The sequence below is a fragment of the Elstera sp. genome (genome assembly GCF_044372965.1).
Lineage (GTDB): Bacteria > Pseudomonadota > Alphaproteobacteria > Elsterales > Elsteraceae > Elstera.
On sequence record NZ_JBILQX010000003.1, the window covers coordinates 15882 to 33481 of the forward strand.

The window sequence follows — 17600 nt, forward strand, 5'->3', positions numbered from 1 at the left end:
GATCGGCGGCTCCCTCCTCGCGTGATCGTTACAACCGAAATGACAGCGGCAATTGTGGTCTGTTCTGAGGGGCTTGGTCAAGGGACGAGATAAAGTGAGGATTTGCGTAAATATTTAGATATTTACAAATAAATTATCTCGACACGCTATAATATTCCAATATACGATCCCTTGTACGAAGTTCGAATTGGGTTAGATCAATCGAAATATTTGCATTTTTTCCATAGTCCCATGCACCCATCGTACCTTGCTGCTGCCCTGGTTTTTCGCGATGTTCGACCCTCAAAATGCTTGGAATGGAGAGCTTGCCATGAGTATTTTGCAAAAAAAAACTTTCGGTTAAGCTCGGCGCGGCATTCTTGCTCATATCTCTAATTACCGCCATCTCTGGCGGTCTTATTGTTAAATATTTAGATGATTTGGTGAAGAGCTCACTTATAACCAAACATACTTACGAAGTGCTCGATGCCGTCGCCATCATTCTCGAGGCCATGCTGAATCAGCAAACCGGCTTGCGCGGTTATATTGTCCTGGTCTCGGAGGATGCCTTGACGCCCTTCACGCAAGGGCAGGCGCAGTATACAGCGGCTCTTGAAACAGCCAAGCGGTTGACGGCCGATAATCCTGCCCAACAAAAGCGGCTGGCGGCAGTGGCCGAAACGGCTGAAGCCTGGAGTCGGGAGTTTGCTTCACCGGTTTTGAGCGGTCTCCGCGACCCGCAAGGGCTAGCACGGGCGCTTGAGATTGCAAAATCGGGCGCAGGCAAGCAAATTTTCGACCGGTTTCGAGTACAATTGCGCGAAATTGAAGATATTGAGCGCGATTTACTGGACGCCCGCTCTAAAGAATTCCAGAGCACCAGCCAAGTTGCGCAAACCATCGCCATCACGGCGATTATCGTCACGATCATCGGCGCAATCCTGCTCTCGGTCTTCGCCAATCGCGGTATCACCGCCCCTGTGGTGCGCATGACCGCCTCGATGGAAGCGCTCAGCCGCAAAGCCTATGATGCCGCGATTCCCGGCGCGAATCGGCAGGATGAAATCGGCAAAATGGCGCAGACTCTGCTGCTCTTCCGCGCCTCAATGCAGCAGGCCGACGCGCTGGCCCTGGAATAGGAAGCGGCCCGCGCCGCCGAAGACGCGCGCCGCACCAAACTGGAAGCCCTGACACGCGATTTCTTGACTAAGATCGATACGATCGTCCAAGGCCTCGGCACGGCGTCCAGCCAAGTGCGCACCAATGCCGAATCGCTCGCGGGGACGGCGGGACAATCCACCGCCCAGGCGGCGGCGGTCGTGAGCGCCACCGATCAGGCCGCAAGCAATATGCAAACCGTGGCCTCGGCGGCGGAAGAACTCTCGACCTCCATCGTCGAAGTCGCTCGCCGGACGGAAAACGCCGCGACGGTTGTACGTAAGGCCGTGGATGAGGCGGATGAAACCAACTCGGTCATCAAGGGCCTCGCCGCCTCCGCCGATAAGATCGGCGAGATCGTCAGCCTCATTCAGAATATCGCCGGGCAAACCAATCTGCTGGCGCTGAACGCCACCATTGAAGCCGCGCGCGCCGGAGATGCGGGCAAAGGCTTTGCGGTGGTGGCAAGCGAAGTCAAAAGCCTCGCCAATCAGACCGCCAAGGCGACGGACGATATCCAAAGCCAGATTTCGACCGTGCAGGACGAAACCCGCCGCGCCGTCGAAGCCATTAATAGCATCAGCGGCACAATCCGAACCATCGACGATATTACGGCGGCCGTCGCGGCGGCGGTTGAGCAGCAGGGCGCCGCCACCCGCGAAATCGCCCGCAATGTCACCGAAGCCGCAAGCGGCACCGAGCAGGTAAACCGCAATATCGCCGGCGTCTCACGGGCCGCCAGCGAGACCGGCCAAGCCGCCCATGAGATGCTATCGGCCTCCAACAGTCTGGCGCAACAAGCCCAGACGCTTAAACAGCATGTCGACCGCTACGTGAGCGACGCAGCGGCGGCGTAACCGTCGCCGAGGAGGGGGCTTGCCCCTTCCTCGCGTGCCTTCGGCGAGAAAACCTATGCTTTTTCAACGCTCAAACGCCGCGCGGGCTCAAGCGTTTTTCGATTTTCCGATTCGGTTTAAAGGCGAAAAACGCTAAGCTTCGGCGCTCGGCCATTCGATGATGTGGTGCAGATACGCCTGCTCGTCGGTAATCGTGGTTTCGCTCACGACGCGCCCCCGAACCGAATGGCCAGCGCGCACCACCGAGTCGGGATCGCCGGTCAGCAGCGGGTGCCACGCGGGCAAAGGCTTACCTTCCGCCATCCGCCGATAGGCGCAGGAGGGCGGCATATAATAGAGGCTCTCGATACTCTCGGGCGTCACCTTCACGCATTCCGGCACTTCTGCGAAGCGGTTTTCGTAATCGCAGCAGCGGCCGGTTTTGGCATCGAGCAGGCGGCAGGCGATATTGGTGAACTCGACAATGCCCGACGGCTCGCCCGCCTCATCCTCATATTCGAGCTTGGCAAGGCAGCATTTGCCGCAGCCGTCGCACAGGGCTTCCCATTCCGCAGGGGAGAGGGTGAGGAGGGTTTTGGTTTCCCAAAAGCGGGGCGTGAGGCTGGGCATGGTTAGCTCGATACGGTCGGTAGCGTGATAGCGCAGTAGATAGACCGAATCGCGTTGCCCTGCCCAGCCTTAACCCGTTCGTCCTAAGCGAGCCAACTCGGCACGGGCAGATTGCGGGCGCGCAGGAACTCAGGATTGAAGAGTTTCGACTGATACCGCGCGCCGCCGTCGCAGAGGATGGTCACAATGGTATGCCCCGGGCCGAGGGTGCGGGCGACTTGCATCGCGGCGGCGATGTTGACGCCCGCCGACCCACCGACGCATAAGCCATCATGTTTCAACAAATCGAACACGACCGTCAGCGCTTCGGTGTCGGAGATGCGCACCGCGCCATCAAGCACGACGCCCGCAAGATTGCCGGGCACGCGGCCTTGGCCGATCCCTTCGGTGATCGAGGTGCCCTCCGCGACCAACTCCGCGCCCGTCGCCCAATTGTAGAGCACCGAGCCGTGGGGATCGGCGAGGAAGATTTTCGTTGCGGGGGCTGCAGCTTTCAGCGCGGCGCTGATGCCCGCGAGCGTGCCGCCGGTGCCGACCGCGCAGGTGAAAGCGTCAGGGGCTTTGCCGGTGATCGCCTGGACCTGCGCCAGAATTTCCGGCCCGGTGGTGGCCGCGTGGCCGTTTCGGTTGGCGAGATTTTCAAACTGATCGGCGAATAGCACGCCGTTCGGCTCAGTCGCGGCGCGCTCTTCCGCCACCCTACGGGCGACATGCACGTAATTGCCGGGGTCCTTGAAGGGTTTTGCCGGAACCAGCATCACTTCCGCCCCAATCAGCCGGAGAAAATCGATCTTCTCCTGACTTTGGGTTTCCGGCATGACGATCAGGCTGCGGTAGCCGCGCGCGTTGCCGACCAGGGCAAGACCTATGCCGGTGTTTCCGGCGGTGCCTTCAACGATCAAGCCGCCCGGTTTCAGCGTGCCCGCCGCTTCCGCCGCTTGGACGATGGCGAGCGCCGCGCGGTCCTTCACCGAGCCGCCGGGGTTCATGAACTCGGCCTTGCCGTAAATCGCGCAACCGGTCGCCGTCGAGGGGCCGTTTAGATAAATCAACGGCGTTTGGCCAATGGCGGGAAACAGACCGGGGGCGACGAAGGTTTCGCCGGGCATCGACTTTCTCCAATTTACAGTGTGATTTGGAAAACTCGGTTTCTATGTAAGCTCTGGCAAAACTATGCGCAAGTATAGGGACGTTTTCCGAAAGCAGGGCAGGCATGAGCGGCTTTAAGGATCATTTTTCGGGCGTGGCCCAAGGCTATGCCACTTATCGACCGCGTTATCGGCCCCAATTGGCGGCGGATTTGGTGGCGCTGTGCGCGCAGCATCGGCTTGCGTGGGATGTGGGGTGTGGCTCCGGGCAGTTTTCGGCCTTGCTCCCGGCAGTTTTTGAGCGGGTTGTCGCGACGGACGCCAGTGCCGAGCAGGTGGCGGCGGCGATCCCGCACCCCCAGATCGAGTATCGCGCGGCGCGGGCGGAGGCGAGTGGCCTGCCCGATGGGTCGGTCGATCTCATCACCGTAGCCCAAGCGGCCCATTGGTTCGATCTGCCCGCCTTCTATGCCGAATGCGCGCGCGTCGCCGCCCCTGGGTGCCTGCTGGCGCTCATTACCTATGCCCATATGCGCCTGCCCGATCCGCTGATGCCGCTGTTTTGGCATTTTTACGAAGACGTGCTCGGCCCTTTCTGGCCCCCCGACCGCCGCCATGTGGAACAGGGGTATGCGACCCTGCCGTTTCCCTTCGAGCCGCTCGCACTGCCGCCGCAAACGCTGGAGGCAGCTTGGGGATTGGATCAGGTCTTGGGCTATGTCGATACCTGGTCGGCGGTGCGCGGATTGCTGAAAGCCGAGGGCGATGGGCGCTTGCAGGCCTTCAAGGTGGCCTTCGGCAAAACCTGGCTTGAAACCCAAGGCGCGGGGGCGCAATTGCCGCTCGATTGGCCGGTCACGGTGCGCGTAGGGCGGGTTCGGCCCGGTTGAATTAGAAACTAGGGGCTTTTTCAGACTCCTGCATTGACAGGGGCAAAGCCGCTGGGTAGGTTCCACGCCTATTTTTGACTTAGCTTCCTGGCCGATTTCCTGGCCGGACCTTGAGACCCAAAGGCTTGCATCATGAAGATCGTCAACTCGCTGAAGTCCATGAAGACCCGCCACAAGGCTTGCCGCATTGTGCGTCGCAAGGGTCGCGTGTACGTGATCAACAAGCAAAATCCGCGCTTCAAAGCCCGCCAGGGCTAATCTTACGCGGCTTTGGCCGCTAAGATGCGTCGATTTGCTGGTACACTAAGGCACCGCAGGCCTGCTTGCGGTGCCTTAGTGTTTTTTTAGCTTGTAGGCTTGACGTCGTTATCCTTGAACTGTATCTCTAATTGTGACGATTGGAGGGGCGCATGGGCGCACGCAGCAATCGGTTTGCGGTTGCCCTGCATGCTTTGGCGGTGATCGCCGAGCGTAAGGGGGAGCCAGCATCGTCGGACTGGATCGCGCAGAGCATCGGCACGAACCCGGTGGTGATTCGCCGGGCGATGGCACCGTTGCGCGATGCGGGACTGGTTACGTCCGTCGCGGGAGCATCCGGGGGGTTTTTGCTGGCAAAACCGGCGGAACTCATCGGATTGAACCAGATTTGGACGGCGGTTGAGCCTGGGGGAAGCCTTGCCTGCCATGAAGGTAGCGAGGATTGCCCGGTCGCCGCCCAGCTTCCGCCGATCATGGCCGAAATCGGCCAGGATATGGACCGGGCGCTGGAAACCAGTCTCAGGGCCTGGCGCTTGTCCGATGTGACGCGGCGCCTGTGTCCGGAGATGATAGCGTTGCGGGCTCAAAAGCCCCTGTGATCGTCGAGAAGAGGAGCGGCCCCTGGGCCGTTTTTCTTTACGCTGAAATGTAACAATTATAGATACGGTGATCCTCATGGCAAAAGTAGCAATCGTTTATCATAGCGGCTTTGGGCACACGGCGGTTCAGGCCGAAAGCGTTGCGAGCGGCGCGCGCAGCGTTCCGGGCACCGAGGTGACGCTGGTCAAGGTGGACGAATGGGAAGCGCATGTGAACGCGCTGAATGCCGCCGACGCCATCATCTTCGGCGCGCCGACCTATATGGGCAGCGCCTCGGCCCAGTTCAAAACCTTCATGGATGCGACGGGTAAGATTTGGTACGGCCAGGGCTGGAAAGACAAGCTCGCCGCCGGTTTCACCAACTCGGCCAGCCAGAGCGGCGATAAGCTGAACACGCTGATCCAGCTTGCCATCTTCGGCGCGCAGCATGGGATGATCTGGGTCTCGCTCGGCGAATTGCCGCAGAATAATAGTTCGCAATCGTCGCCCGATACGGTCAATCGCCTCGGCAGCTTCTTGGGCGCGATGGCCCAGTCGAACAACGACCAAGGCCCGGAATTGGCCCCGCCCGCCGCCGACCGCAAGACGGCGGAAATTCTGGGCGCGCGCGTCGCCACCCAAGCTGCCCGCTGGGTGATGGGCGCGTAAGGCGCGACTTTCGGTCTCGCCCCTACGAAAGTTTATCCCCTTTCCCTTGCTCTTAACGTTTTGCTTGTTATCGTCTGATGCAAGCCGAATAAGAAGGCGCAAGGGGGAGGGGATTATGGTTCAAATGCCGGTGCCGGATGCGGGCATTCTGGCGCGGCGCGACGATATCGTGCGCGCGCTCTATGCTTTGCTCCCCGAGAGCTGCGTGATCGCCGATGCGGTCGCCCGCCGCGCTTACGAGTGCGATGCGGTCAGCGCCTACCGTCAACTTCCCCTCGCGGTCGTTCTGCCGCGCACGACGGCGGAGGTTTCGGCGGTTCTGAAATATTGCCACGAAGCAGGCGTTCCTGTCGTGCCGCGCGGGGCGGGAACCTCCCTTTCCGGTGGGGCCTTGCCGGTGGCCGATGGCATTGTTCTGGGCTTAGGCAAGCTCAACAAAATTCTCGATATCGATTTTGCGAACCGCGCCGTCGTCACGCAGCCGGGCGTAACCAACCTTGGGATTTCCAACGCCGTCGCCCATGCCGGTTTCTATTATGCCCCCGATCCCTCCTCGCAGATCGCCTGCACGATTGGCGGCAATGTGGGGGAAAATTCGGGCGGCGTGCATTGCCTGAAATATGGGCTCACCACCAATAATATTCTCGGGCTCGAACTGGTGCTGATGGATGGCACCATTCTGCGCCTCGGCGGCAAGCAGTTGGAAGCCGGGGGCTATGATTGGCTCGGGCTGCTCACGGGGTCCGAGGGGCTGCTGGGGGTGATTACCGAAGTCACCGTGCGCATCCTTCGTAAACCCGCCACCGCCCGCGCGCTGCTGCTGGGCTTCCCCAGTTCCGAGGCGGCGGGCGACTGCGTGGGACAGATCATCGCGGCGGGCATTATACCCGGCGGGATGGAAATGATGGACCGCCCGGCGATTCACGCCACCGAAGCCTTTGTGAACGTCGGCTATCCGTTGGACGTGGAAGCGCTGCTGATCGTGGAACTCGATGGGCCGCCGGTGGAGGTCGATCACCTCATCGAGCGGGTGTCGGCGATTGCCGATCGCTGCTCCGCCACGACCAAGCGGATTTCCAATAGCGAGGCCGAACGGATGGCCTTTTGGGCCGGGCGAAAGGCCGCATTTCCGGCGGCGGGGCGCATTTCGCCGGATTACCTGTGCATGGACGGTACGATTCCGCGCCGGGCGCTGTCGCAGGTGCTCACCCGGATGAACGAGCTTTCCCAGCAGTACGGCCTGGGCCTCGCCAATGTGTTTCACGCGGGCGACGGTAATTTGCATCCGCTGATTCTGTTCGATGCCAATAAGCCCGGCGAACTGGATAAGGCCGAAGCCTTCGGCGGCGATATTCTTAAGCTCTGCGTGGAAGTCGGCGGCGTTTTGACCGGCGAGCACGGCGTTGGGGTGGAAAAGCGCGACCTGATGCCGGTGATGTTCTCCGAGATTGATCTCGACCAGCAGCGCCGGGTGAAGGACGCCTTCGACCCGCAAGGGCTGCTCAACCCCGGCAAGGTCTTTCCGCTTCTCAGCCGCTGCGCCGAGGGCGGCAAGATGCATGTTGCGGGCGGTGCGCTGCCCCATCCCGATCTTCCCCGTTTCTGAGGCGCGCGCATGTTCACCCCGCTCAACGCCGCCGAACTGTCCGATCTGGTGCGCAGCACTGTCGCTGAAGGCGCGGCGCTGGCCCTGCACTCCGGCAATTCGCTTTCCGCCCTCGGCCACCCGCCGCGCGGCGACCGCCCCCATCATTCCCTCTCGCTCGCAGGCTTCGATACGATCATCGCCTATGAGCCCGACGAGTTGGTGCTCACGGTCGGGCCGGGGATTCCGATGGCGGAGGTTAAAAGCCTGCTCGTCGAACGCGGCCAACATCTCGCCTTCGAGCCGCCCGATTGGGGGCCGCTCTATGGGCAACCGGCGGGCATTGGCACGCTGGGCGGCACCCTCGGCGCGGCGCTGGCGGGATCACGCCGGGTGACGGCGGGCAGTGCGCGCGACCACATGCTCGGCTTCCACGCCGTCAACGGACGCGGGGAAATCTTCAAAGCGGGCGGGCGTGTGGTGAAGAATGTGACCGGCTATGATCTGCCCAAGCTGGTCACGGGGGCTTTCGGAACCCTCGTTGCGCTGACCGAAGTGACGGTGAAAGTCGTCCCCGCGCCCGAGACGGTCGAAACCCTGATGCTGCCCCGGCTGAACCCAGCGCTGGCGACAAAGCTGATGTCCCAAGCTTTGGGGAGCCCCCATGATGTCGGCAGCGCCGCCTATCTGCCCGCGAGCGTAGCGCGCGATCTTATTCCCGGTACAAGCGATAGCGCGACTTTGATCCGGCTTGAAGGCTTCGCCGCCTCGGTCGAAGCGCGGGCGGCGGCGTTGATGGCGGATTTGGGCGTGGCGGTCGAGCGGTTGGGGGCGGGGGTCTCGCGCACCCTGTGGCAGGCGCTCAGCGATGCCGCGCCGCTGGTGGGGCTGCATGAAGATTGCCTGTGGCGCATTTCCGTTCCCCCCACCGAGGGCGCGGCGATTCTGGAGGCGGTTCAGGCAGCGCGGCCCTTGGCGACCGGCTGGCTCGATTGGGGCGGCGGCTTGATTTGGCTGGCCCTACCCGCCCACCCAGGGGAGGGGGACGGGGGCGCTGCGTTTCTGCGCGGTCTCGTGAAAAACGGACACGCGACGCTGATCCGCGCGCCGGAGCGGGTGCGGACGGCGGTGCCCGTGTTTCAACCGATGCCGCCCGCGTTGGCGGCGCTCGCCCGGCGGCTGAAGGCATCTTTCGACCCGCACGCTGTGTTCAATCCGTCGCGTTTAGGAGCCTGAGGCGATGCAAACCCATTTCAGCCTCACGCAATTGGCCGAAACCGGCGTCCAGGATGCCGATAAAATTCTGCGCACCTGCGTCCATTGCGGCTTCTGCACGGCGACCTGCCCGACCTATCTGCTGCTCGGCGACGAGCTCGATAGCCCACGTGGGCGCATCTATCTGATGAAGGACATGCTGGAGAATGCGGAAACACAGGCACCGACCGAGGCCCATGTAACCCATATCGACCGCTGCCTGACGTGCCTGTCGTGCATGACCACCTGCCCGTCGGGCGTGCATTACATGCATCTGGTCGATCAATCCCGCGCCCATATCGAGCATCACTACCGCCGCCCCTGGGCCGACCGGCTGGTGCGGGGGATTTTGGGCAAGGTCATGCCGAACCCGACCCTGTTCCGCCTCTCCTTGATTGCGGCGCAACCGGCGCGGCTGGCCCTGCCGCTGCTGCGCTCTTTCACCGGAAACGGCTTGGTGAAACGGCTGGTCGCGCTGTTGGAAACGGCGCGCCCCCCCGCCGGGCGCACATCCATCGACCGGCCCGGCCTGCATAAGGCTGCGCCCGGCGTGCTGACGCTGAAGCGCGTCGCCCTCATGAGCGGTTGCGTGCAAAATTCCCTGCGGCCCGAGATCAATGAGGCCACCGTTCGGCTGCTCACCCGCCTCGGCGTCGAAGTGCTGGTGCCGCCCGCCGCCTGCTGCGGCGCGCTTAACCATCATTTGGGCCAGGAAGAGGCGGCGCTCGCCCGCGTGAAAGCCAATGTCGCCGCCTGGGAAAAGCTATTGGATGCCGGGTGCGAGGCCATTCTCATCACCGCCTCCGGCTGCGGGACGACGGTCAAAGACTATGGCCATATGCTAAAAGACGATCCCGCCTGGGCAGCCCGCGCAGGGCGGGTTGCAGCGGCGGCGAAGGACGTGTCGGAAATTCTGGAGCGCTTGGAATTTCCGGCGACCAAAGCCGCCGAGCCGCTGCGCCTCGCCTATCATTCCGCCTGCTCCATGCAGCACGGTCAGCGCCTGAAAACGGGGCCGAAAGCCCTCCTAGAGCAAGCGGGGTTCACGGTGATGGAGGTGCCGGAAGGCCATATCTGTTGCGGGTCGGCGGGCACGTACAGCCTACTGCAGCCCGATCTGTCCCAGCAGTTGCGCGACCGGAAGCTGGGCAATATCGCGCTCACCAAACCACAGGCGGTGGCGACCGGGAATATCGGCTGCCTCACGCAGCTTCAAGCCGGGCTGCCGGTGCCGATTGTGCATACGGTGGAACTGCTGGATTGGGCCTATGGCGGCCCGAAACCGGCAGGGCTCTAAAGCGTTTCAAAAACAGGGTCGGCGGGGGAAATATACGTGCAGGCCGGCGGGAATGGGCTTGAAAGCCTGGGCTTGAAAGCCAGGCGGCAACGCTTGCGGCGCGACGTTTATCGCATCTTGGAAAGCCCCACGGGCGGCGGCTGGGTGCGCCGCTGGATCGACGCCAGTCTTATTCTGCTGATTCTAGTTAACGCTGGGCTGGTGTTGGTGGAAGAAGCGCTGGCCCCCGGTGCCCATGCCGCCGAGCGCAGTAAATTCCAGCCTTAGCGCGACCACGACGTAGCAAAGACGCATCCCATTGAACTGCGCCGGGTTTACCCGAAGCTGTTTAGTTTAACCTATGCTGCCAATGCTGATTCTCCCAGCTTGGCGTAACATCGATCCTCCTTCCCATATTGCTCAGTAACCCGGCCCGCTTGCCCGTATGGCCTCCGGCCGTCTTCACTCATTGCGTGAGGGTGTGCGCCGAGCACCCAAGCTTACTTGCTATCGAGGCGATGGCCGCATTCGGATCGCTAGCCCAACGTCATCGGCACAGCGTTGCTCTGCGAAAATGCGCCTTGCCGCAGGTTACTATTGCGAGTCATTCGCAGGTTGCCTATTCTCCGCCGCGATCAATCCGTCCGCGCAAGCAGCCGCCAGCGTTTTAGGTACCGCTTCTTGCTCGGAGACTAAAATGCAGAATGCATTTCGCACGTCCATTGCCCGACCCCGCAGTTCTCTTTTGTGTCTGGCGCTGGCCGCCACCGCGCTAACGGGGCTGACGCCAGTGAGCGCGAGCTATGCGCAGACCGCGCCACAACCGAATGCTCCTGGCACCCCGACCGCCCCCGTCCTGCTGCCGGGCCTCACCGTCGAAGGCGAGCGCACGGCCTTCAGCCCCGTCGAAGGCTATCGCGCCCGGCGGAGCATTACGGGGGCGAAGGGCGATTCGCTGCTGAGCGACACGCCCGCCAGTGTGCAGGTCGTCCCCCATCAGGTCTTGGAAGATCAAAACGCGGGACGGACCAGCGACGCCCTTAAAAACGTCTCGGGCATTACCTCGGCCACCGGCTCCTACCGCTATTTCAACGATTTCACCATTCGCGGCTTTTTGCTGAACGGGAATAATTATTTCCGCGATGGCTTACGCGACGATAGCTTCAGCCAGTCGCAAAGCCTTTACGGCGTTGAGCGCGTCGAAGTGCTGAAAGGCCCGGCGTCCTTGCTCTATGGGGCTTCGCAGCCCGGCGGCTCGCTGAATTTCATCTCCAAGCTGCCCACCGCGACGCCGTCCTATCAAGTCGATGTCGGCTATGGCACCGATAATCATTGGCAGGGCATGGCCGACGCCAGCGGCCCGCTTACCGATAATAAATCCATCCGCTACCGCCTGATTGCGGCCATAGATCAAACCGACCGATTCATCGACTATATGGATTCAACCCGGCGCTATTTGAACGGCACGCTTCAATTCGGTGCCGACCGCGACACCACCTTCACCCTGCAGGGCGAATATCGCGAAGGCTCGGAGCCGAATTTCTACGGCGTTCCCGCCTATGGCACGGTCGATACCAGCCGCATCAAACTGCCGCGCAGCCGCAGCTTCCAAGAGGAGAATGATTCGCGCGATTATTTCGTCGTCTCGCTGACCGGCACGCTCGACCATCGCTTCAATGATATTTGGTCGTCGCGCACGCAACTGCGCGCCACCATGCACGAGTTTGAATATAGTGGCTATATTCCGTCCAGCTTGAACGCGACCCGCACGGCGCTAAACCGCAATTACACGCTCGGGAAGCAAGAACCCTATTCCTATAGTTTCGATACCAACCTGACGGGTAAGTTCGATATTGGCGACATGCCGAATACGCTGATTGTCGGCGTTCAGTCGGATTATTCGACGAATAAGGTCGAAACCTATCGGCAAGCGGGCACGCTTCCCGCCATCTCTTTGACCAATCCGGTCTATGGCACGCGCCCGACCGCGCTGGCGATCCAGAATAATTATACCGGGCGAAATTTTACCAAGAGCCTCTATGCGCAAAACCAGTTGGAGCTGACCCCGCAGTTTCAAGTTATCGTCGGCGCGCGTCTCGATAGCGTCGATCAGGATTTGATCGATTACACGGCAAAACGCACCCTCAGCCGCGAAGACACCGAGGTGACGGGCCGCTACGGGCTTATTTACAAGCCGACCTCCAAACTCTCCTTCTATACGGCCTATTCGCAATCCTACCTGCCGAACTCGCCCTCGACGCTGGACCGCAACGGCGCGAACTTCGGCCCGGAAAGCGGAACTCAGGTCGAAGTAGGGATGCGTTACGATTTGCTGCCGGGCCTCACCGCGTCGGCCGCCGTCTTCCAAATCGACCGCACGGATGCGCTGGCGACCGATCCGCTCAATGCTACGCGGGCGGTGCAAATTGGCGAACAACGCTCGCGCGGCGTTGAAGTCGATGTGACCGGCGAAATCACCAAGGGCTGGAACGTTATCGGCAATTACACCTACGTCGATGCTAAAATTCGCAAAGACACCGCGTTCCAAACGGGCAACGAAATGCCGAACGTTGCCAAGCATAGTGCCCGCCTCTGGTCGGTCTATGATTACGCGCTCGATGATCGGTCGGGGCTTGGTATTGGTGCGGGCGTCAATTGGGTTGGCGCGCGGCAAGGCGATCTTGGCAATACCTTTAAGCTTGCGAGCTATACAATCGTCGATGGCCTGCTCTACTACCGTTACGACGGGCTGAAGATCTCCCTGAACGCCACCAACCTGCTCGATGAAGAGTATATCGAAGGCTCCACCTCTGCGGTGCGCGTCTATCAGGGCGAGCCCCGGCAGGTGATGCTGCGACTGTCGTCGAAGTTCTAAGGCGCGTGACGTTAAGACGGGGCGACTGGCCCCGTCTTTCCTTTGTGGGGGTATGTGTTAATGACCAACCGTTGCTTTGGTTTTGCTCGCCGCGCGGGCGTTGCGGCCCTCTTGGGTCTCGGGCTGGTGCTGGCCGGTGGCCGCGCGATGGCAGCGCCCAACCGAATTGTAACGCTGGAATTCATGGCGACCGAATCCGTTCTCGCACTTGGAGTCACCCCGATTGGCGCGGCGGATTCGGCGGGGTATCGCGGTTGGGTGTCCGGGCAACCGTTACCGACGCGCGTGACCGACGTCGGTACGCGGCAAGAACCGAGCCTGGAAGCCATCGCCAGCTTGAAGCCCGATCTTATTATCGGCCCCGCTATGCGCCTGAAGCCCATCGAAGCGCGGCTGCAAAGCCTTGCGACAACCGTCTTGCTGGAGGGCTATCCCAAAGATCCCGCCGCCAATCAGCTCGATTTCATGCTGAGCGAGTTTCGCCGGATCGGGGAGATCTTGGGCCGGGCCGAGGCGGCGGAAAAGGTGATCCAGCAGCTCGATAGTAGCCTTGCGGCCCATAGGGTGCATCTGGCGGTAGCAGGCCGCAGCGGCGCGGTTCTGGTGGCGCAATATCTGCCCGGAACGCCGCGGTTGCGGGTTTTCACCAACAATAGCCAAGTGGGCACTCTTCTGGCGCGGCTGGGCCTGACGAACGCCTGGACGGCCCCCAATGATGTTTATGGATTTTCCACCGTCACGGCGGAGGCGCTCGCGCCGGTGACGGACGCGACTTTGCTCATTATCGCCAATCCGGCCGATACGGGCTGGCAAGCGCTGCAAACCGGGGCCGTTTGGCAGGCGCTCGCCCCGGTTCGCGCCGGGCGGGAACGGCTGCTGGACCCGAAAACCTGGACCTTCGGCGGCCCGGTCTCGGCGCAAGTGCTGGGCGATGAAATCGCGGCAGCCCTTCAGCGTTAGGCTTTCACGGCGTCGGTCTGAACGCGCTCCAACCACAGGTCTACTGTCATCTTGGGGCAGGTCGAACAGAGCGACTGCCCCGCAATGAGGTCGCGCACGCAGCAAACGCGCCGTTGTCGAACCTTTTCCGGCAAGCCCGCAACGCCCGGCGCGATCCAACGGATCTGATGGAACAGCGGGTTCGCGCTGCCATCGGGGCGCTTGGCCGTCTCAAGTAAGGTTTCGCGGAGGGCCGTCGCCGGGGGGGCGACGGCTTCCAATCGCTCCAAGGTTGCGGTGAGAAGATTGGCGGCGTTCGACCAAACCACGCGCGGCGCAAGCCGGGTTGATCCCTTCAACGCCTGCGCCAATAGGTCGAGATGGGCGTAGAGCCCGGCTAAAGCCGCCTCTCCCCCCGATGCCGCGCCGAGCACCACCGCCGAGGCATCGGCCCGAAGCGCGCCTCTATCCGGCGACAAATCCAAGGGCACGCCGCCCACCAGCGCAATCATCGGCGCGGGAATAAGGCCGCGCAGATAAGTTTTCGACCAGAGCGACGCAACCGCGCGCCGGTCACTTCCCGCAGGATAGCGCTGCCCGAACCCATCCAGATGGACGGCGATAGCCTCGATGGAAAGATAGGCCGTTACCGGAATATCGTCGGCCATCGGCGTCACCGCGAGCGCCGCGCCAAACCGCGCGAAGGGGCCTTGAAACACGCTGGAGAGGCGGTCGATATCCACCATCATCGCCCCACCCGTCGCAGCAGCCACAGAAAATAAGGCGCGCCGAACAGGGCCGTCATCAGCCCGGCGGGCACGTCGCGCGGGGCAAGCACCACGCGCCCGATCAAATCCGCAACCCCTAGGGCGAGCGCCCCCAGCGCGGCGGCCCCGATCACCTGCTCCCGGCCCCGGCGTGCGCCCAGCAGGCGCGCGGCATGGGGGGCAATCAGACCCACGAAGCCAATCGCGCCGACAATCGCTACCGCCGCCGCCGAACAGGCGACCGCCACCAGCAGAATTTCCACCCGTGCCCGCCCGACCGCGAGTCCCAGGCCCCGCGCCGTATCGCGCCCCAGCGCCAATAGGTCGAGCCGCGCCGCCAGGAGCCACGCCAAGGGCAGAAGCACGCTCGCCCAAATCACCAGAACTACCGCCGCCGCCCACCCGCGACCATAGGTGCTGCCCGCGAGCCAGACGAGCGCTTGGCCGAGTTGCAGCCGCGAATCCAGAATCAAAAGCCGGGCCAGTGCCCCGGCGAGCGTGCCGACGACAAGGCCGATCAACGCGAGGCGGGCGGGACCGAAGCCGCCTTTCGCGCTGCCCAGCAGCACCAGCGCCAAGGCCCCGAGCCCCCCGCCGAAAGCGGCGGCTTGCATCCCCAGAATGCCCGCCGTCGGCCAGGTTAGCAGGAGCGTTAGCGCGGCAACGGAGGCCCCAGGCGCGACGCCGAGCAGTTCCGGCCCGGCCAAAGGATTGCGGATTACGCCTTGCAGCAGCGCGCCGCTCGCCCCGAGCAGCGCGCCCGCCGCCAGCGCCGTTACCGTGCGCGGCAAGGTCAGATCGGCATAAAGCGCGGCGGCAAGGCCAGAGGCCGACCAATGGGCGATCAGCGCCGCCGCAAGCCCGGCAAGAAGAACCCCGCCCCATCGAAAGAGACGCAGGGGCTGTGGGGTGGCCGATGTCCCCTCGCTCGTCCGCGCCCCCGCCTCCGGGCTGCGCTGGCGCTTCACCAGGATATAGAGCAGGGGCGAGCCGAGCAGCGTGATCGCCACGCCCGCCGGAATAGGCAGCGCGCCAGTCGAAAGCTGCACGGCAACCCAATCGGCCGCCACCAACAGCGCCGCGCCCCAGAGCCCCGCCAAGGGAAGCAGCACCCGATGGGTCCGCACGCCAAGGAGACGCAAGATATTGGGCGCTAAGGTTCCAACGAGCCCAATCGGCCCGGCCACACAGACCGCGAGCGCCGCCAGACCCGTTGCGAGAAGCGCCGCCGCCCCTTCCACCCGGCGCACCCCCAGACCGAGCCCCTGGGCGGTCTCGCGCCCCAACGCCAGTAGATCGAGCCCGCGCGCGAGCAGCACCAAACCGATCCCGCCCGCGATCCCCCAGGGCAGGCTTGTCCTAAGATTAACCCAGCCGGTCTGCGTCAAAGCGCCCGTTACCCACAGCGCCAATCCCGCCGCCCGCTCTTCGGACGCCAGCATCAAGGCGATAGACCCCGCGCCCGCCGCCAGCGAAACGGCAACCCCCGCCAGCAGCAAGCGCAGCGGCGGCGCGGCAATCCCGCCCGCGACGGCAACCGTCAGCACGGTCGCGGCGATGGCCCCGATGAGCGCAATCAGCAGGATCGACACCGGCAGCGACGGCAGCAGAACGAGGGCTAACGATAAGGCCAGTTGCGCCCCCGCCGTCGCCCCCAAAAGATCGGGCGCGGCGAGCGGATTGCGCATCACGGCTTGCAGCGCCGCGCCCGCGAGGCCAAGCGCGGCCCCGACGAAGACCCCCGCCGCCAAGCGCGGGCCATAGTGATGCAGCAAAAGCGCTTCCGCGAGGGGCGCGAGGGGACGCCCCGTCAGGAGATCCGCGACACTCGGCCATTGGCTCGCCGGGATCTGGGCGAGCGCCGCCCCGCCGAGCACGAGAAGTGCCGCCAGTGCGAGCCCGGCGGCCCGCGTCGAAACCGACCGCGACGGCGCGTCGAGGGGCTGCGCGAGCCCCGTCACGCCGCCCCCGGCAAATCGGCGGGCAGGCACAGCAACGCGCCCGAGAGCGGGTGACGCGCTAGAACAATCTCAAGGTCGAAGACGCGGCGCAAACACTCCGGCGTTAAAACTGCCTCCGGCGCGCCTTGGGCGACAATCGCCCCGTCGCGTAAGAGCACCAGCGCGTCGCTATAGGCGGCGGCCTGATTGAGGTCGTGCAGCACCCAAACCACCGTGATCCCTTCTTCCCGGTTCAAGCGGCGGATCAACGTCAGCACGTCATGCTGATGGCGAATGTCGAGATAGGTTGTCGGCTCATCCAGGAACAGAAGATCGGTGCGTTGCGCGAGCGCCATGGCAATCCACGCGCGTTGGCGCTCGCCGCCCGATAGCGCCGCCAGGGGTCGGTCACGGAACCTGATAAGCTCCGTGCGCGCCAGGGCCCAATCGATGGCGGCGCAATCGTCCGGCCCAGGGCGGCCGAAAAGCCGCAAATGGGGATGCCGCCCCAGGGCGACCAATTCGCCGACGGTCATCGCTGGGGGCACCTCGGGCGTTTGCGGCAAAATGGCGACGCGCTGGGCGAGGGATCGGGGCGCGAGCGTCGCAATCTCCTCGCCCTCTAACAGCACGCGCCCGCCTGTCCGCGCCGCAAGACCGCACGCGCCGCGCAATAGCGTGCTTTTGCCGGACCCATTGGGGCCGCAGAGCGCCGTGATCGCGCCTTTGGCAAAGCTTACCGACACCTGCTTCAGAACCTCGCGCCCGTCGTAGGCGATGGTCAGATCGTGGACCGAAAGGGCCACCGGAGCGGAGTTGGATTCGCTAAGCATGATCCGGCTATAACAATATTGCGAATGCGACGCAATCGTATTGT

Annotated in this window: 18 protein-coding genes; 12 read left to right on the forward strand and 6 right to left on the reverse strand. The window is 63.1% G+C overall.

The features are described from left to right. Positions 1-133: 133 nt before the first annotated feature. A complete protein-coding gene (locus tag ACIQ36_RS00895) occupies positions 134-367 on the reverse strand; it encodes a hypothetical protein (protein WP_395824434.1) in 234 nt (77 codons plus the stop codon). Between the two features lie 55 nt (positions 368-422). Between ACIQ36_RS00895 and ACIQ36_RS00900 the strand changes: the two genes are divergently transcribed. Both ACIQ36_RS00900 and ACIQ36_RS00905 read left to right on the forward strand, forming a co-directional pair. After that, positions 423-1118, forward strand: coding sequence for a CHASE3 domain-containing protein (locus ACIQ36_RS00900; RefSeq protein WP_395824437.1), 696 nt, complete (start codon positions 423-425; stop codon positions 1116-1118). A 63-nt stretch (positions 1119-1181) separates the two neighbouring features. Next, positions 1182-1994 (forward strand): methyl-accepting chemotaxis protein, encoded by an 813-nt coding sequence (locus ACIQ36_RS00905; RefSeq protein ID WP_395824440.1) that lies wholly within the window; start codon positions 1182-1184, stop codon positions 1992-1994. 132 nt (positions 1995-2126) lie between these two features. Here the strand turns inward: ACIQ36_RS00905 and ACIQ36_RS00910 are convergent, their stop codons facing one another. After that, positions 2127-2603 (reverse strand): YcgN family cysteine cluster protein, encoded by a 477-nt coding sequence (locus ACIQ36_RS00910; RefSeq protein WP_395824443.1) that lies wholly within the window; start codon positions 2601-2603, stop codon positions 2127-2129. Positions 2604-2686: 83 nt separating this feature from the next. Continuing rightward, positions 2687-3712, reverse strand: a complete 1026-nt coding sequence (locus ACIQ36_RS00915) for a cysteine synthase A (protein WP_395824445.1) — start codon at positions 3710-3712, stop codon at positions 2687-2689. A gap of 104 nt (positions 3713-3816) precedes the next feature. Here ACIQ36_RS00915 and ACIQ36_RS00920 point away from each other — a divergent pair, with 104 nt between their 5' ends. The 10 genes from ACIQ36_RS00920 (at position 3817) to ACIQ36_RS00965 (ending at position 14037) form a co-directional block, all read left to right on the forward strand. Continuing rightward, the gene (locus ACIQ36_RS00920) at positions 3817-4581 is read left to right on the forward strand and encodes a class I SAM-dependent methyltransferase (RefSeq protein WP_395824448.1); all 765 of its coding nucleotides are present in this window, start codon (positions 3817-3819) and stop codon (positions 4579-4581) included. Positions 4582-4713: 132 nt separating this feature from the next. Further along, positions 4714-4839, forward strand: a complete 126-nt coding sequence (gene ykgO, locus ACIQ36_RS00925; RefSeq protein WP_084627548.1) for a type B 50S ribosomal protein L36 — start codon at positions 4714-4716, stop codon at positions 4837-4839. Positions 4840-4991: 152 nt separating this feature from the next. Continuing rightward, a complete protein-coding gene (locus ACIQ36_RS00930) occupies positions 4992-5438 on the forward strand; it encodes an RrF2 family transcriptional regulator (RefSeq protein WP_395824452.1) in 447 nt (148 codons plus the stop codon). 76 nt (positions 5439-5514) lie between these two features. Next, on the forward strand, positions 5515-6087 hold the full coding sequence (locus tag ACIQ36_RS00935) for a flavodoxin family protein (protein WP_395824455.1): 573 nt from the start codon (positions 5515-5517) through the stop codon (positions 6085-6087). A 124-nt stretch (positions 6088-6211) separates the two neighbouring features. Next, the gene (locus ACIQ36_RS00940) at positions 6212-7693 is read left to right on the forward strand and encodes an FAD-linked oxidase C-terminal domain-containing protein (RefSeq protein ID WP_395824579.1); all 1482 of its coding nucleotides are present in this window, start codon (positions 6212-6214) and stop codon (positions 7691-7693) included. Positions 7694-7702: 9 nt separating this feature from the next. Next, positions 7703-8908, forward strand: coding sequence for an FAD-binding protein (locus ACIQ36_RS00945; RefSeq protein ID WP_395824458.1), 1206 nt, complete (start codon positions 7703-7705; stop codon positions 8906-8908). Between the two features lie 4 nt (positions 8909-8912). Then, positions 8913-10223 (forward strand): glycolate oxidase subunit GlcF, encoded by a 1311-nt coding sequence (gene glcF / locus ACIQ36_RS00950; protein WP_395824461.1) that lies wholly within the window; start codon positions 8913-8915, stop codon positions 10221-10223. A 36-nt stretch (positions 10224-10259) separates the two neighbouring features. Then, a complete protein-coding gene (locus ACIQ36_RS00955; protein ID WP_395824464.1) occupies positions 10260-10490 on the forward strand; it encodes a hypothetical protein in 231 nt (76 codons plus the stop codon). Between the two features lie 409 nt (positions 10491-10899). Next, the gene (locus tag ACIQ36_RS00960) at positions 10900-13077 is read left to right on the forward strand and encodes a TonB-dependent siderophore receptor (protein ID WP_395824467.1); all 2178 of its coding nucleotides are present in this window, start codon (positions 10900-10902) and stop codon (positions 13075-13077) included. 60 nt (positions 13078-13137) lie between these two features. Beyond that, positions 13138-14037 (forward strand): ABC transporter substrate-binding protein, encoded by a 900-nt coding sequence (locus ACIQ36_RS00965; protein WP_395824470.1) that lies wholly within the window; start codon positions 13138-13140, stop codon positions 14035-14037. Here ACIQ36_RS00965 and fhuF read toward each other — a convergent pair. From fhuF to ACIQ36_RS00980, 3 genes are read right to left on the reverse strand one after another with little or no spacing between them, the layout of a single operon-like run. Beyond that, positions 14034-14789 (reverse strand): siderophore-iron reductase FhuF, encoded by a 756-nt coding sequence (fhuF, locus tag ACIQ36_RS00970; protein WP_395824473.1) that lies wholly within the window; start codon positions 14787-14789, stop codon positions 14034-14036. The genes ACIQ36_RS00965 and fhuF overlap by 4 nt on opposite strands. After that, entirely contained in the window at positions 14762-16774 is a 2013-nt protein-coding gene (locus ACIQ36_RS00975; RefSeq protein WP_395824476.1) for an iron ABC transporter permease, read from the reverse strand. Before ACIQ36_RS00975 ends, fhuF begins: the two co-directional genes overlap by 28 nt. Next, positions 16741-17556 (reverse strand): ABC transporter ATP-binding protein, encoded by an 816-nt coding sequence (locus ACIQ36_RS00980; protein ID WP_395824479.1) that lies wholly within the window; start codon positions 17554-17556, stop codon positions 16741-16743. The genes ACIQ36_RS00975 and ACIQ36_RS00980 overlap by 34 nt, the downstream gene beginning before the upstream one ends. Positions 17557-17600 lie beyond the last annotated feature (44 nt).

Bases quoted from the DNA above. Each gene is read 5' to 3' on its own strand.
- ACIQ36_RS00960 (WP_395824467.1), top strand. From the start codon at position 10,900: ATGCAGAATGCATTTCGCACGTCCATTGCCCGACCCCGCAGTTCTCTT.
- ykgO (WP_084627548.1), top strand. From the start codon at position 4,714: ATGAAGATCGTCAACTCGCTGAAGTCCATGAAGACCCGCCACAAGGCT.
- ACIQ36_RS00920 (WP_395824448.1), top strand. From the start codon at position 3,817: ATGAGCGGCTTTAAGGATCATTTTTCGGGCGTGGCCCAAGGCTATGCC.
- ACIQ36_RS00965 (WP_395824470.1), top strand. From the start codon at position 13,138: ATGACCAACCGTTGCTTTGGTTTTGCTCGCCGCGCGGGCGTTGCGGCC.
- ACIQ36_RS00935 (WP_395824455.1), top strand. From the start codon at position 5,515: ATGGCAAAAGTAGCAATCGTTTATCATAGCGGCTTTGGGCACACGGCG.
- ACIQ36_RS00895 (WP_395824434.1), bottom strand. From the start codon at position 367: ATGAGCAAGAATGCCGCGCCGAGCTTAACCGAAAGTTTTTTTTTGCAA.
- ACIQ36_RS00915 (WP_395824445.1), bottom strand. From the start codon at position 3,712: ATGCCCGGCGAAACCTTCGTCGCCCCCGGTCTGTTTCCCGCCATTGGC.
- ACIQ36_RS00945 (WP_395824458.1), top strand. From the start codon at position 7,703: ATGTTCACCCCGCTCAACGCCGCCGAACTGTCCGATCTGGTGCGCAGC.
- glcF (WP_395824461.1), top strand. From the start codon at position 8,913: ATGCAAACCCATTTCAGCCTCACGCAATTGGCCGAAACCGGCGTCCAG.
- ACIQ36_RS00940 (WP_395824579.1), top strand. From the start codon at position 6,212: ATGCCGGTGCCGGATGCGGGCATTCTGGCGCGGCGCGACGATATCGTG.
- ACIQ36_RS00930 (WP_395824452.1), top strand. From the start codon at position 4,992: ATGGGCGCACGCAGCAATCGGTTTGCGGTTGCCCTGCATGCTTTGGCG.
- ACIQ36_RS00910 (WP_395824443.1), bottom strand. From the start codon at position 2,603: ATGCCCAGCCTCACGCCCCGCTTTTGGGAAACCAAAACCCTCCTCACC.
- ACIQ36_RS00980 (WP_395824479.1), bottom strand. From the start codon at position 17,556: ATGCTTAGCGAATCCAACTCCGCTCCGGTGGCCCTTTCGGTCCACGAT.